13 protein-coding genes are annotated in these 15,161 nt (G+C 61.1%); 6 read left to right on the forward strand and 7 right to left on the reverse strand.

Features of this window, described 5'->3' with window-relative positions; translation table 11 throughout:
• Positions 1-77: 77 nt before the first annotated feature.
• Both QZH45_RS00495 and ubiA read left to right on the forward strand, forming a co-directional pair.
• Positions 78-641: a chorismate--pyruvate lyase family protein gene (locus tag QZH45_RS00495; RefSeq protein ID WP_024777876.1), complete on the forward strand. Its 564-nt coding sequence runs from the start codon at positions 78-80 to the stop codon at positions 639-641.
• A complete protein-coding gene (gene ubiA / locus QZH45_RS00500) occupies positions 641-1,531 on the forward strand; it encodes a 4-hydroxybenzoate octaprenyltransferase (protein ID WP_024777875.1) in 891 nt (296 codons plus the stop codon). Before QZH45_RS00495 ends, ubiA begins: the two co-directional genes overlap by 1 nt.
• A 48-nt stretch (positions 1,532-1,579) precedes the next feature.
• On the opposite strand, the gene QZH45_RS00505 is transcribed toward ubiA, so the two are convergent.
• Entirely contained in the window at positions 1,580-1,963 is a 384-nt protein-coding gene (locus QZH45_RS00505) for a COG4315 family predicted lipoprotein (protein ID WP_024777874.1), read from the reverse strand.
• A 152-nt stretch (positions 1,964-2,115) separates the two neighbouring features.
• Here QZH45_RS00505 and phoB point away from each other — a divergent pair, with 152 nt between their 5' ends.
• The 4 genes from phoB (at position 2,116) to QZH45_RS00525 (ending at position 7,060) form a co-directional block, all read left to right on the forward strand.
• A complete protein-coding gene (phoB, locus tag QZH45_RS00510; protein WP_003177195.1) occupies positions 2,116-2,805 on the forward strand; it encodes a phosphate regulon transcriptional regulator PhoB in 690 nt (229 codons plus the stop codon).
• 45 nt (positions 2,806-2,850) lie between these two features.
• The gene (gene phoR, locus QZH45_RS00515) at positions 2,851-4,173 is read left to right on the forward strand and encodes a phosphate regulon sensor histidine kinase PhoR (protein WP_053192053.1); all 1,323 of its coding nucleotides are present in this window, start codon (positions 2,851-2,853) and stop codon (positions 4,171-4,173) included.
• 124 nt (positions 4,174-4,297) lie between these two features.
• Positions 4,298-5,638, forward strand: a complete 1,341-nt coding sequence (locus QZH45_RS00520; protein ID WP_024777872.1) for a hemolysin family protein — start codon at positions 4,298-4,300, stop codon at positions 5,636-5,638.
• Between the two features lie 171 nt (positions 5,639-5,809).
• The gene (locus QZH45_RS00525; protein ID WP_069018363.1) at positions 5,810-7,060 is read left to right on the forward strand and encodes an IS256 family transposase; all 1,251 of its coding nucleotides are present in this window, start codon (positions 5,810-5,812) and stop codon (positions 7,058-7,060) included.
• A gap of 152 nt (positions 7,061-7,212) precedes the next feature.
• Here QZH45_RS00525 and QZH45_RS00530 read toward each other — a convergent pair whose 3' ends face one another.
• The 6 genes from QZH45_RS00530 to QZH45_RS00555 all read right to left on the reverse strand — a co-directional run bounded on the left by QZH45_RS00530 (position 7,213) and on the right by QZH45_RS00555 (position 15,020).
• Complete coding sequence (locus QZH45_RS00530) at positions 7,213-8,109, reverse strand: peptidoglycan DD-metalloendopeptidase family protein (protein ID WP_024777871.1); 897 nt, start codon at positions 8,107-8,109, stop codon at positions 7,213-7,215.
• A gap of 228 nt (positions 8,110-8,337) precedes the next feature.
• On the reverse strand, positions 8,338-9,285 hold the full coding sequence (locus QZH45_RS00535; RefSeq protein ID WP_024777870.1) for a response regulator: 948 nt from the start codon (positions 9,283-9,285) through the stop codon (positions 8,338-8,340).
• A gap of 169 nt (positions 9,286-9,454) precedes the next feature.
• A complete protein-coding gene (gene phoU, locus QZH45_RS00540; RefSeq protein WP_024777869.1) occupies positions 9,455-10,216 on the reverse strand; it encodes a phosphate signaling complex protein PhoU in 762 nt (253 codons plus the stop codon).
• Between the two features lie 112 nt (positions 10,217-10,328).
• Positions 10,329-11,162, reverse strand: a complete 834-nt coding sequence (pstB, locus tag QZH45_RS00545) for a phosphate ABC transporter ATP-binding protein PstB (protein WP_024777868.1) — start codon at positions 11,160-11,162, stop codon at positions 10,329-10,331.
• A 138-nt stretch (positions 11,163-11,300) separates the two neighbouring features.
• Positions 11,301-12,971: a phosphate ABC transporter permease PstA gene (pstA, locus tag QZH45_RS00550; protein WP_024777867.1), complete on the reverse strand. Its 1,671-nt coding sequence runs from the start codon at positions 12,969-12,971 to the stop codon at positions 11,301-11,303.
• Positions 12,972-12,986: 15 nt separating this feature from the next.
• Entirely contained in the window at positions 12,987-15,020 is a 2,034-nt protein-coding gene (locus QZH45_RS00555) for an ABC transporter permease subunit (RefSeq protein ID WP_173668676.1), read from the reverse strand.
• Between the last annotated feature and the right edge of the window lie 141 nt (positions 15,021-15,161).

Here is a 15,161-nt window from a genome sequence, read left to right on the forward strand (position 1 = left end):
GCGGTGGCCCACGACCGGCAAAGTCACCGATCTACATGGTAAGCTCGCGGCCTCATTTGCTGCCAATCAAGACACCTGTGCCGCATACAAATTCGATATTTCCTACACTTCAATGGCGGCCCCGGCACCTGCTGTCGCCTCGCCCCGATGCCTGTGTACTCGACTGGCTGTTTGACGAAGGATCCCTGACCCGGCGCCTCACGCGCCTGTCGGACGAGCATTTCAGCGTGACGCCGTTGTTCGAGGGCTGGCAGTCGTTGCGCGAGGATGAATGTGCCGCACTGGATCTGGCCCCAGGCAGCGAGGGTTGGGTACGCGAGGTGTATTTGCGCGGCCACGGCGAGCCTTGGGTGTTCGCCCGCAGTGTGGCGGCCCGCAGTGCATTGCAGGGCGACGGGTTGCAGATGGACGAACTGGGCAGCCGGTCCCTGGGTGAGCTGCTGTTCTGCGACCAGGCTTTCCAGCGCGGGGCCATCGAGGTATGTCATTACCCCGAGCCGTGGTTGCCGCGCGAGGTGCGCGCCGCTGAATTGTGGGGCCGGCGCTCGCGCTTCGATCGAGAGGCGTTGAGTGTGCTGGTCGCGGAAATCTTCCTGCCGCGCCTGTGGAGCGTCGCCCGCGCCTATTCGGAGATTTGCTGATGTACCTGCAACTGCTCAAATCCTTGAATCGCCTGAACCCGCGGGCGTGGGACTTCGTGCAGTTGACCCGCATGGACAAGCCCATCGGCATCTATCTGCTGCTGTGGCCGACCCTGTGGGCACTGTGGATTGCCGGTGACGGTTCGCCGTCGTTGGCCAACATCGTGATTTTCGTCCTGGGCGTGACGCTGACCCGCGCCGGTGGCTGCGTGATCAACGATTGGGCCGACCGCAAGGTGGACGGCCACGTCAAGCGCACCGCACAGCGACCGCTGGCCAGTGGCAAGATCAGTTCGAAAGAAGCCCTGGTGTTCTTCGCCGTGCTGATGGCCGTGAGTTTCCTGCTGGTGCTGTGCACCAACACGCCGACGATTTTGCTGTCCTTTGGCGGGCTGGCGCTGGCCCTCACCTACCCGTTCATGAAACGCTATACCTACTACCCGCAGGTGGTGCTGGGCGCGGCGTTCTCCTGGGGTATGCCGATGGCGTTCACCGCCGAAACCGGCCATTTGCCGGCGGCCGCGTGGCTGCTGTACATCGCCAACCTGCTGTGGACAGTGGCCTACGACACCTACTACGCGATGACCGACCGGGACGATGATTTGCGGATCGGCGTGAAATCCACGGCGATTCTGTTTGGCGATGCCGACCGGGTGATCAATCTGACGCTACAGGGCCTGGCCCTGGGCTGCCTGCTGCTGGCCGGTGCGCAGTTCAAGCTGGGCGGCTGGTTCCACCTGGGGCTGGTGGTCGCCGCCGGATGTTTTGCCTGGGAGTTCTGGTACACCCGCGGCCGGGACCGGATGCGCTGCTTCGAGGCATTCCTGCACAACCACTGGGCCGGGCTGGCGATTTTCGTGGGGATTGTGCTGGATTATGCGTTGCGCTAAATCCCATCACCACAATTGTTTTTTTCACCAGCCCAAGCGGTTGGTCCTTCAGTTGGCCTTCGCAGCCTTCCAGGCGCCATCCATCAGGCCATCACCGGTCTTGTCCCCGGGCGCCTGGTCCTTGATGAAGGTGTACAACGGCTTGCCGTCGTAGGCCCACTGCATCGAGCCATCGTCTCGCTTGATCACGGTCCATTCGCCCATGGACTTGTCGGTGTCCGTCGCCATGAGCGGCGGCCAGTTGGTTGCGCATTGGCCATTGCACATCGACTTGGCCCCTGCATCCTTGGCAAACGTGTACAGCGTCATGCCCTTGTGATCCGTCAGCATGCCATCCTTCTCCATTGCCGGCTCAGCCGCGAAGGCCAACGCCGGCAACGCCAGGGCAGCCGTTACTGCCAACGCTTTAAGGGATTGCGTGAAATAAGTCATGGAAACCTTCTTTGGTGGTTGTCAGGATTCGGACTGAAAAGCGTAGTCCAGAATCCTCCTTGCCGTCGGATGCCGAAATAACTGTCACACGACTGCAATAATTCCGTTATCTAATGCGGCGCAAGACAGTTAAATGACAAGAGGATTACCCCATGGTTGGCAGGAGCATTCTGATCGTCGACGACGAGGCGCCCATCCGCGAGATGATTGCCGTTGCGTTGGAGATGGCCGGCTATGACTGCATGGAAGCAGAGAACTCCCAACAGGCCCACGCCATCATCGTCGACCGCAAGCCCGACCTGATCCTGCTGGATTGGATGCTGCCCGGCACGTCCGGCATCGAGCTGGCGCGGCGCCTCAAGCGCGATGAGCTGACCGGGGACATCCCGATCATCATGCTCACCGCCAAAGGTGAAGAGGACAACAAGATCCAGGGCCTGGAGGTCGGCGCCGACGACTACATCACCAAGCCGTTTTCCCCACGGGAGCTGGTGGCGCGCTTGAAAGCCGTGTTGCGCCGCGCCGGGCCAACCGATGGCGAAGCGCCAATTGAAGTCGGCGGCCTGCTGCTGGACCCCATCAGCCACCGCGTGACCATCGACGGCAAACCCGCCGAGATGGGCCCGACCGAATATCGCCTGCTGCAATTCTTCATGACCCACCAGGAGCGCGCCTACACCCGCGGGCAATTGCTGGACCAGGTCTGGGGCGGTAACGTCTATGTCGAGGAGCGCACCGTGGATGTGCACATCCGTCGCCTGCGCAAAGCCCTCGGTGACGCCTACGAGAATCTGGTACAAACCGTACGTGGCACCGGTTATCGTTTTTCTACCAAGGCCTGACCCGAGCTCTGACCGCCCGACAAGCTGACAAGGACGCGCGCTCAATTGAATCAAAACTGGCATGGCACCCTGATTCGCCACATGTTGTTGCTGGTGACCGGCTGTTTGCTGATCGGCCTGATCAGTGGCTATTACGGCTGGAGCCTCGCCGCGGGCCTGGGGCTTTACCTGGCCTGGACCCTCAAGCAGTTGCTGCGCCTGCATGAATGGCTGCGCCTGCACAAACCCGACGAAGCACCACCCGACGGCTACGGCCTGTGGGGCGAGGTGTTCGACAGCATCTATCACCTGCAACGGCGCGACCAGCGCGTGCGCGGCCGCCTGCAAGCGGTGATCGACCGGGTCCAGGAGTCCACCGCCGCGCTGAAAGACGCGGTGGTCATGCTCGACAGCGACGGCAACCTGGAATGGTGGAACCGCGCCGCCGAGACCATGCTGGGCCTCAAGACGCCCCAGGACAGTGGTCAACCGGTGACCAACCTGGTGCGTCATCCGCGTTTCAAGGAATATTTCGAGCAGGACAACTATGCCGAGCCGCTGGAGATTCCCTCGCCCACCAACGACCGGTTGCGCATCCAGTTGTACATCACTCGCTATGGCAACAACGAGCACTTGATGCTGGTGCGCGACGTCACGCGCATCCATCAGTTGGAACAGATGCGCAAGGATTTCATCGCCAACGTGTCCCACGAACTGCGCACACCGTTGACGGTGATCTGCGGTTACCTGGAAACCCTGCTCGACAACGTCGACGAGGTGAACCCCCGCTGGATTCGGGCCTTGCAGCAGATGCAGCAACAGGGCGGGCGCATGCAGACCCTGCTCAACGACTTGCTGTTGCTGGCAAAGCTGGAAGCCACTGACTACCCGTCGGACAACCAGCCAGTGCCCGTCGACGACCTGCTGCAGATCATCAGCGAGGATGCCCAGGAGCTGTCCGGTCCCAAGCAGCAGACCATCACCCTGGAAGTCGACCCTGCGGTGCAACTCAAGGGCAGCGAGGCGGAACTGCGCAGCGCGTTTTCCAACCTGGTGTTCAACGCGGTCAAATACACGCCGGAGCAAGGCCGGATCCACATCCGCTGGTGGGGCGATGTGCAAGGGGCTCATCTGAGTGTGCAGGATTCGGGTATCGGCATCGACAGCAAGCACTTGCCACGCCTGACCGAGCGCTTCTACCGCGTTGACTCCAGTCGCAACTCCAACACGGGAGGCACCGGGTTGGGCCTGGCAATCGTCAAACACGTACTGCTGCGCCATCGCGGGCGCATGGAAATCAGTAGCGTACCTGGCCACGGCAGCACGTTTACCTGCCATTTCGCCCCGGCCCAGATGGTCCGCGCGCGCCTTGCCAGCCCTGCCGATTGATACCGGCCGGCACACCCCCCTAGGCAATCGCCGAGTCAGCCGCTACATTGGCTGACTTGTGCCTGCTTTTTCAGGCCCTCATTCCCAACTTCTACAGCTATTACGGAACCTGCAAAACTCCATCATGGACCCTTCCCCTGGCTTGTCCCTCGTTACACTCTTCGCCGAATTCGGCATGATTCTTTTTGCTCTGATCCTGGTTCTGCTCAACGGTTTTTTCGTTGCGGCCGAATTCGCCATGGTCAAGCTGCGCTCGACCCGAGTCGAAGCCATTGCCGACCAGAATGGCTGGCGCGGGCACATCCTGCGCACCGTCCACAGTCAGCTCGATGCCTACCTGTCTGCTTGCCAGCTGGGTATCACCCTCGCCTCCCTGGGCCTGGGCTGGGTTGGCGAGCCGGCGTTCGCCCATATCCTCGAACCGTTGCTGGACCTGGTCGGCGTTCAGTCGCCAGAGCTGATCAAGGGCATTTCGTTCTTCACCGCGTTCTTCATCATTTCGTACCTGCACATCGTCGTCGGTGAGCTGGCGCCCAAATCCTGGGCGATCCGCAAACCCGAGCTGCTGTCGCTGTGGACCGCCGTGCCGCTGTACCTGTTCTACTGGGCCATGTACCCGGCGATCTACCTGCTCAATGCCAGCGCCAACGCCATCCTGCGCATCGCTGGCCAGGGCGAACCCGGCCCCCATCACGAGCACCATTACAGCCGTGAAGAACTGAAGCTGATCCTGCACTCCAGCCGTGGCCAGGACCCGAGCGACCAGGGCATGCGCGTCCTGGCGTCGGCCGTGGAGATGGGCGAGCTGGAAGTTGTGGACTGGGCCAACTCCCGGGAAGACCTGGTGACGCTGGAATTCAACGCGCCGCTCAAGGAAATCCTGGCGCTGTTCCGTCGTCACAAGTTCAGCCGTTATCCGGTGTATGACAGCGAGCGCCAGGAGTTCGTCGGCCTGCTGCACATCAAGGACCTGCTGCTGGAACTGGCGGCCCTGGACCACATTCCCGAGTCGTTCAACCTGGCCGAACTGACCCGCCCCCTGGAGCGCGTGTCGCGACACATGCCGTTGTCGCAACTGTTGGAGCAATTCCGCAAGGGCGGCTCGCACTTCGCCCTGGTCGAGGAAGCCGACGGCAACATCATCGGCTACCTGACTATGGAAGACGTGCTGGAAGTGCTGGTGGGTGATATCCAGGACGAACACCGCAAGACCGAGCGCGGCATCCTGGCCTACCAGCCGGGCAAGTTGCTGGTACGCGGCGACACGCCACTGTTCAAGGTCGAGCGCCTGCTGGGGATCGACCTGGACCATATCGAAGCCGAGACCCTGGCCGGGCTGGTCTACGAGACCCTCAAGCGGGTGCCGGAAGAGGAAGAAGTGCTGGAAGTAGAAGGTCTGCGGATCATCATCAAGAAGATGAAAGGACCGAAGATCATTCTGGCGAAGGTGTTGATGCTCGATTGAGCAAACCCTGTGGCGAGGGGATTTATCCCCGCTGGGTTGCGAAGCAGCCCTGAACACCAGCAACGCGGTGTTTCAGGCAGATTGAGTAGGCTGTATGGGGCTGCTGCGCAGCCCAACGGGAGGGTGTCAGAAATTTTGTGTTCGGGCATAACATGAGTAAGAGGTGCATGTATGCCAACCAAAAAGAAACCGCTTCGAGAATTACCGAAAGTCCCGAAAGAGCTTCTTGAGCAGTTTTCCGCCGCCCCGCTGATGACCGCGGAGGCCATCGAAGAGGCCTCTGCGGCGTTCAAGAAGGCGCTGATCGAGCGTGCCCTGAGCGCTGAGCTGGGCCATCACCTGGGCTATCCTCGGGGCGCGCAGCGTCCAGAGGATGAAACCAACCAGCGCAATGGCAAGAGCGGTAAGACGGTGCTGACCGGTGATGGCCCGCTCCGGCTGGATATCCCGCGTGATCGAGAGGGCAGTTTTTCGCCCATTCTTATTCCCAAGCATGAGCGCCGTTACACCGGTTTCGACGACAAGATCATCGCCATGTATGCCCGTGGGATGACGGTCAGAGAGATCCGGGCGTTTCTTTCCGAGCAGTACGGGACGGATGTTTCGCCTGACTTCATCAGCTCCGTGACCGACGAGGTGATGGAAGAGATTGGCGCTTGGCAACAGCGTCCCCTAGAGCCGATGTATCCGGTCATTTTCTTTGATGCTCTGCGGGTCAAAATTCGCGAAGAAGGTCTGGTTCGCAACAAGGCGATTTACTTGGCGCTGGGCGTTTTACCCGACGGGACACGCGACATCCTGGGTATCTGGATCGAGAACACCGAAGGGGCAAAGTTCTGGATGAAGGTATTCAACGACCTCAAGACACGCGGCGTCGAGGACGTGCTGATTGCCGTAACCGATGGCCTAAAAGGCATGCCAGAGGCCCTCAGTGCGGTGTTTCCGGAAACAACATTGCAGACCTGCATCGTGCATCTGATCCGCAACAGCCTTGATTATGCGGCCTGGGACAAGCGTCGAGAACTGGCCAAGGCCCTTAAACCGATCTATCAGGCCATCAATGCACAAGCGGCGGAACAGGCTCTGGATGAATTTGAGCGCGGGCCCTGGGGCAAGCAATATCCAACGGTTGTGGCGGCCTGGCGACGGTCGTGGGATCGAGTGATTCCATTTTTTGTTTTCCCGCCCGCGATCCGCAAGGTTATTTACACCACCAATGCCATCGAGAGCATCAACGCTCAGTTACGCAAGATCATCAAGACCCGTGGCCACTTTCCGAGCGACGACGCCGCGACCAAACTGATCTGGCTGGGGCTGCGCAATATCACAGCCAATTGGGGCTCGGCGGCGCATGATTGGAAAAGCGCGATGAATCAATTTGCGATTCTGTACGGAGATCGGTTCATCAGGCCGACCTGGTGAAATCAAGGCCTGCCTGGCGGCAGGCCGCTACCGGCCCGAACACAAAAAATCTGACAGTCCCCCCAACGGGGATAAATCCCCTCGCCACAGATAAATCCCCTAGCCACAGATAGATCCTCTCGCCGCAAAAACTCCCTCGGCACACCTCCAATCTATTGCTTGCCCACCGCAAAGTTGGGCAACTCCCCCACCGGCTGATCGAACTGGTAGGGAATCGACACCAGCCCCAACCCGGTATTGCGCTGCACCACGAAGTGCAGGTGCGGCCCGGAGCTATTGCCGGTGTTGCCCGACAGCGCCAGTGGCGTGCCCACCGCTACCCTTTGCCCTTCCCGAACGCTCACCGAACCTTTCTGCAGGTGCAAGTAAACGCCCATGGTGCCGTCATCGTGCAGTACTCGCACGAAGTTGCCCGAAGGGTCATCGCCCCGGCCGGTCTGCGCATTTTCGGTCTTGATCACCACGCCGCCCCGCGCCGCAATGATCGGCGTGCCTACGGGCATGGCGATGTCCATGGCGTAGCGGTTCTTCGGACCGTAGTGGCTGTACTGGCCGTTGGCGCCCTGGCTCAGCCGGAACGGCCCACCACGCCATGGCAACGGGTAGCGATAGGCCTGAGCCGCATCTGCCGGGTCGCCCAGGGAATATTCGAACCTGGGGGTGTACAGCAACGGTTTTCCGGGCTGGAGGGCCGTGAGCAGCGCCAGGCGCAGGTTGCTGCGCGCCGGCAGGACCCGGCGGATCGGCCGGCTCGGTGCCCCGCTCACATTGTCCAGACCGGCGAAACTCAATTCGATCTCTACCGGTGCGTACAAGTCATTGCGCACGAACACTGCGTCCGCGCCCTTCTGCTTCTTGATATCGAGAAACACCTGGCGCTCAAGGCGTTCGACCATGCGGTCGCGAAACACGAACACCTGGGCGCCCCTGCTCGGGCGGTCGCTGTAGGACACCACGCCGTTGGCGTTGGTGGATTTGTAGATCGTCATGGCCATGGTCGAAGTGGAGGCCAGGACAAGACAGCAGGCGAACAGCAAGGGCGCGAGCATGGGCAAGGGTTCTGTCGAAAAATTGAGGCCTGTTCAGCAGCCTAGCAGCTGAAATGGACCAGCGTAATCGACGGATGTTTCAGAGTCGGATCAGTGAAGTGATCGTTCCCACGCTCCGCGTGGGAATGCAGCCTGGGACGCCCCGTGTCCCTCAAAACCGAACGCAGAGCGTCCGTGGAGGCATTCCCACGCGGAGCGTGGGAACGATCTCTGAAAGGCACTGCCGGATCAGGCGCCCGGTACGAAGTGCTTCTGCGCGGTGCCGCGAGCGATCAAGCGGGAGATGTAATCGAGTTTCTGCGGGTCTTTGTCGACGAAGCGGAAGGTCAGTTGCAGCCACTCGCTGTCCGGCGTCTGTTCGTGGGCGACGATGGCGTGCAGGTAGCCGTTCAGACGCGCTGTTTCGGCGTTGTCGCCCTGCTCCATGTCCAGCACCGAGCTCTCGAGCACCTGTGGCAGGGTGTCAGAGCGTTTGACCAGCAGCAGCGCTTCCTTGAGGCTCAAGGCCTTGATCACGCATTGCTGGATGCCGCTGGCCAGGCGCAACTGGCCCTGGCCGCGGTTGGCACCGGCGGAGGCGGACGCCACAGGTGCCTTGACCGGCGGGCTATTGAGCAGGCCGCGGGCCGGTGCAGCGGCAGGAGCGGCAGGCGCCGCAGCGGCTGGCCTGGCAGGTGCCGGTGCAGCAGCCGCAACAACCGGGGCCGCCTTGCCGCCCGTCAGGGCGCTGAGGGAATCATTGCCGAACGCCGAGTTCATCTTGGTCGGGGCGCTGTTCATCAGGGTGTCGAGCTTGCCGACCTTGTGCAGGGCCTGTTTGACCTTGGTCAGCAACTGTTCGTTGGTGAATGGCTTGCTGACATAGCCGGAAACACCGGCCTGGATGGCCTGGACAACGTTTTCCTTGTCGCCACGGCTGGTGACCATGACGAACGGCATGCCCTTGAGGTTGTCCTGCTGGCGGCACCAGGTCAACAACTCCAGGCCGGACATTTCCGGCATTTCCCAATCGCACAGCACCAGGTCGAATGCCTCGCGGGCCAGCAGGGCCTGGGCTTTTCGGCCATTCACTGCATCTTCGATACGGATGCCCGGGAAGTAATTGCGCAGGCACTTCTTCACCAGGTCACGAATGAACGACGCATCGTCCACGACCAACACACTGACCTTACTCATCCAGATACACCTCTAAAAAATCCCGGCAAGCATACCGCTTTTACTGATGGCACATAGCCAAAAACCTTCAGTCACGCCGGGACCTTTCGTTCACGGGGTGCTGCTGTCGATAAAAAAAATGGCCCAAAAAAAAGCCCGACCAGAAGGCCGGGCGCTTTTCTTGGCAATCCTACTTATCGTCAGTTTCACCCGGAACATTAGGGGATTCGGACGGGGTGCCCTCAACTTCTTCCTTCATTCGCTTGAGCCCCATGTGCCGTACATCTGTACCTCGCACCAGGTAGATCACAAGTTCGGAGATGTTGCGCGCATGATCGCCGATACGCTCCAGGGAACGCAGCACCCAGATGATGCTAAGCACCCGGGAGATCGAGCGCGGGTCTTCCATCATGTAGGTCGCCAGCTCACGCAGGGCGGTCTTGTATTCGCGGTCGATGGTCTTGTCGTACTGGGCCACCGACAGCGCCAGGTCGGCGTCGAAGCGGGCGAAAGCGTCCAGGGCATCGCGAACCATGTTGCGCACCTGATCGCCGATATGACGAACTTCGACATAGCCGCGTGGCGCCTCGCCCTCTTCGCACAGTTGAATGGCGCGACGAGCGATCTTGGTGGCTTCGTCGCCGATCCGCTCAAGATCGATTACAGACTTGGAGATGCTGATGATCAGCCGCAGGTCAGAAGCGGCGGGCTGGCGACGAGCCAGGATGCGCAGACACTCTTCGTCGATGTTGCGCTCCATCTGGTTGATCTGGTCATCGATCTCGCGCACTTGCTGGGCCAGGCCGGAGTCGGCCTCGATCAGCGCGGTCACCGCATCGTTGACCTGCTTTTCCACCAAACCGCCCATGGCCAGCAGGTGACTGCGCACCTCCTCCAGCTCGGCGTTGAACTGGGCGGAAATGTGGTGAGTAAGGCCTTCCTTCGAAATCATGGTTTTGCTCCGCAAAAGCTGTGAGCTGCAAGCTTCAAGCTGCAAGCTGATTTGTGTCGTTACGCTGAACTGCTCTCACTTGCCGCTTGAAGCTTGCGGCTCGCAGCTGCCGCTAGCCGTAGCGGCCGGTGATGTAATCTTCGGTCTGTTTCTTGGCCGGATTGGTAAACAAGGTGTCGGTATCGCCGAACTCCACCAGCTTGCCCATGTACATGAAAGCTGTGTAGTCGGAAACCCGCGCCGCCTGCTGCATGTTGTGGGTCACGATGACGATGGTGAACTTGGACTTGAGCTCGTAGATCAACTCTTCGACCTTCAATGTCGAAATCGGGTCCAGGGCCGAGCAGGGTTCGTCGAGCAGCAGCACTTCAGGTTCCACGGCGATGGTGCGGGCGATCACCAGGCGTTGCTGCTGACCACCGGACAAGCCCAGGGCCGAGTCATGCAAGCGGTCCTTGACCTCATCCCACAATGCCGCACCCTTGAGCGCCCACTCCACGGCCTCATCGAGAATACGCTTCTTGTTGATGCCCTGGATCCGCAGGCCATAGACCACGTTTTCATAGATGGTCTTCGGGAACGGGTTGGGCTTCTGGAACACCATGCCTACGCGACGGCGCAACTCCGCAACGTCTTCGCCCTTACGGTAGATGTTATTGCCGTAGAGGTTGATTTCACCTTCGACGCGGCAACCGTCCACCAAGTCGTTCATGCGGTTGAAAGTGCGCAATAAGGTCGACTTGCCGCAACCCGACGGACCGATGAACGCGGTCACACGCTGTTTCGGGATGTTCAGGCTGACGTCGTACAGCGCTTGCTTCTGGCCGTAGAACAGGCTCAGGCCGGGCACTTCGATGGCGACGGTTTCGTCGGCCAGGTTCAGGCTCTGCTTGTCGCGACCCAGGGCTGACATGTTGATGCCGTGTGTATGTGCTTCGTGTTGCATGGGAGGCTCCCTGTGCTAACAAATTCGGTTCGGTTGTGTGGGAGCGAGCCTGCTCGCGATCCAGGCGACTCGGTTTGGCTTGGCACCGAAGTGATGCCATCGCGAGCAGGCTCGCTCCCACAGAAAATCGGTGTGAAATCAGCTATCCAGTGCTTTGTATTTTTCCCGCAGGTGGTTACGGATCCACACGGCCGACAGGTTCAGTGTGGCGATCACCAGCACCAGCAGCAGCGCCGTGGCGTAGACCAGGGGTCGCGCAGCTTCGACGTTCGGACTCTGGAAGCCTACGTCATAGATATGGAAACCCAGGTGCATGATCTTCTGGTCCAGGTGCACGTAGGGGTAGTTGCCGTCCAGGGGCAGCGACGGCGCCAGTTTCACCACACCCACCAGCATCAACGGCGCTACTTCGCCGGCGGCGCGGGCCACCGCGAGGATCATGCCAGTCATCATCGCCGGGCTCGCCATCGGCAGAACGATCTTCCACAAGGTCTCGGCCTTGGTTGCGCCGAGGGCCAGGGAGCCTTCGCGCACGGTACGCGGAATCCGTGCCAGGCCTTCTTCGGTTGCCACGATCACCACCGGCACCGCCAGCAGGGCCAGGGTCAGGGAGGCCCAGAGCAGGCCCGGGGTGCCGAAGGTCGGCGCCGGCAGCGCTTCGGGGAAGAACAGACGGTCAACCGAGCCGCCCAGCACATAGACGAAGAAGCCCAGGCCGAACACGCCGTAAACGATGGCCGGTACGCCCGCCAGGTTGTTCACCGCAATGCGGATCAGGCGGGTCATCGGGCCCTGACGGGCGTACTCACGCAAGTAAACCGCTGCCAGCACGCCGAACGGCGTCACGATCATCGCCATGATCAGGGTCATCATCACCGTGCCGAAAATCGCCGGGAAGATCCCGCCTTCGGTGTTGGCTTCACGGGGATCGTCGCTGAGGAACTCCCAGACCTTGCTGAAATAGAAACCGAGCTTGGCGAAGGTGCCCATGCCGTTCGGCTGGTAAGCGTGCACCACCTTGCCGATGCCGATTTCCACTTCCTTGCCGTTGGCATCGCGGGCGGTCAGGCTGTCGCGGTTGAATTGGGCGTGAAGGTCGGTCAGGCGCGCTTCAATCTCCTTGTAGCGTGCGTCGAGCTCAGCGCGCTCGCTGGCCATGTCAGCTTGCGCGGCGGCGTCGAGCTTGCCTTCCAGTTCCAGCTTGCGACCGTGCAGACGGATACGCTCCAGACCGGCGTTGATCGCACCGATGTCGGATTTTTCCAGGGTCTTGAGCTCGGCGGCGAGTTGATTGACCCGCGCAATGCGAGCCTGCAACTGCGGCCAGGCGGCCTCGCCTTCAGCGACGACCTTGCCTTCTTCCTTGACGTTGACCAGATAGCCGTAGAAGTTGCCCCACTCGCGACGTTCGATAGCCATCAGCTCCGGCGGCGTAGTCTGGTCACTCAGCCAGTCACCGACGATCCAGGTGAAGTCGGTGCCGTTCAGGTCCCGGTTGCCTACCTTGATCAGCTCGCGGGTCATGAACTCGGGGCCTTCGTCCGGTACCGGCAGGCCGGCGCTTTTCAAGCGCTCACGAGGTACTTCTTCCTTTTGCACCACTTCGCCGACCACCAGGTGGGCAGGCATGCCTGGCACGTTGTAGTTGGCGTGGATCAGGTCCGCCGGCCAGAAATGACCCAGGCCACGTACGGCAATTACCGCCAGCAGGCCAATGGTCATGATGACCGCGATGGACACCGCGCCACCGCTGATCCAGACGCCGGGGGCGCCGCTCTTGAACCATCCTTTCAGGGAGTTCTGTTTCACAGACTTCTACCTTTCTTAAAGCGACGAATATTTCTTGCGCAGACGCTGACGAATCAGCTCGGCGAGGGTGTTCATGATGAACGTGAACAACAGCAACACCAGCGCCGACAGGAACAGCACGCGGTAATGGCTGCCGCCGACTTCCGATTCGGGCATTTCCACCGCAACGTTGGCCGCCAGGGTCCGCAGGCCCTCGAACAGGTTCATTTCCATGACCGGCGTGTTGCCGGTGGCCATCAAGACGATCATGGTTTCGCCCACCGCACGGCCCATGCCGATCATCAGCGCCGAGAAGATGCCCGGGCTGGCGGTAAGGATCACCACGCGGGTCATGGTCTGCCAAGGCGTGGCCCCCAGAGCCAGAGAGCCCAGGGTCAGGCCTCGAGGTACGCTGAACACGGCGTCTTCGGCAATGGAGTAGATGTTCGGGATCACCGCGAAGCCCATCGCCAGGCCCACAACCAGGGCGTTGCGCTGGTCGTAGGTGATGCCCAGGTCATGGGAGATCCACATGCGCATGTCGCCGCCGAAGAACCAGGCTTCCATGTACGGGCTCATGTACAACGAGAGCCAGCCCACGAACAGGATCACCGGGATCAGCAGCGCACTTTCCCAGCCGTCCGGCACTTTCAGGCGAACGGACTCCGGCAGGCGGCTGAAGACGAAACCAGCCACCAGGATGCCAATCGGCAACAGCATCAGCAGGCTGAAGATGCCCGGCAGGTGTCCTTCGACGTAGGGCGCCAGGAACAGGCCGGCGAAGAAGCCGAGGATCACCGTTGGCATGGCTTCCATCAGTTCGATCACCGGCTTGACCTTGCGGCGCATCCCGGGGGCCATGAAGTATGCGGTGTAGATGGCGGCGGCCACGGCCAGCGGTGCAGCCAGCAACATGGCGTAGAACGCGGCTTTCAGCGTACCGAAGGTCAGCGGCGACAGGCTCAGCTTGGGTTCGAAATCGGTGTTGGCGGCGGTCGATTGCCAGACGTATTTAGGCTCGTCGTAGTTCTCGTACCAGACCTTGCCCCACAACGCGCTCCAGGAGACTTCCGGGTGCGGGTTGTCCAGCAATAGCGGTTTCAGCTTGCCGCCCTGCTCCACGATCAGCCGGTTGGCCCGGGGCGACATGCCGAACACGCCCTGCCCATCGACCACCTGGTCCACCAGCAATGTGCGATGGGCAGTGCTGTGGAACACACCCAGCTTGCCGGCGGCGTCGAGGGCGACGAAACCCTTGCGACGCTCTTCGGCGGTGATCTCGACGATGGGCGCGGTGCCCATCTGGAAGGTACGGATCTCTTTCAGGCGTTGCTCGCCGTCAGGGTCCCGGGCCATGAACCACTGGGACAGGCCGCCCTTGGAGTCGCCGACGATCAACGAAATCCCGCCCACCAGTTGGGTCGCGGTGGTGACCTGGGTGTCGGCATTTTCCAGCAACTTGTAACGACCGTTGAGGCTCTTGTCCCGCAGGCTGAACACATCGGCCTGGGCCCGGCCGTTGACCACGTACAGCCACTGCTGGCGTGGGTCGACAAAAATGTTCTTCACCGGCTCGGTCATCTGCGGCAGATCGATCCGCGTCTGCTCGCTGGTGACTTCGCCGGTCATCATGTTCTCTTCGCTGGTGATCGACAGCACATGCAACTGGGCGCCGCTGGAACCGGCGATCAGCAGGGTCGAATCGGTGGCGTTGAGGCTGACGTGCTCCAGGGGCGCGCCCTGCTCATTCAAGGCGATAGGTGTTTCGCCATAAGGGTATTCGATAGCCGGACTGATGGTCTTCTTGCCGCCCGGGTAGCTGACCTTATAGGTGTGTCGGAACACCAGGGCCTGGCCATTGGACAGACCGATGGCCACCAGCGGGCTGCCGGGCTGGTCTTCGCCAATGGACGTCACGCTGGCACCGGCTGGCACCGGCAGGTCGACACGGCGCAGCTCGGCACCGCTGTCGATGTCGTAGAACAGCGCCTGGCCTTTGTCGGAAACCCGCATGGCGACCTGGTTCTGTTCTTCGATGGCGATCATCAACGGCTTGCCGGCGTCCTGCATCCAGGCCGGGGTGATCGAGTCCTTGGCGGTCAGATCCGCGCCCTGGAACAGGGGCAGCACCACATAGGCCAGGAAAAAGAAGATCAAGGTAATGGCAGCCAGAACGGCAAGGCCACCGACCAGGACGTACCAACGGGTCAG

Origin of the sequence: Pseudomonas corrugata, assembly GCF_050920615.1 — a bacterium.
Classification (GTDB): domain Bacteria; phylum Pseudomonadota; class Gammaproteobacteria; order Pseudomonadales; family Pseudomonadaceae; genus Aquipseudomonas; species Aquipseudomonas corrugata.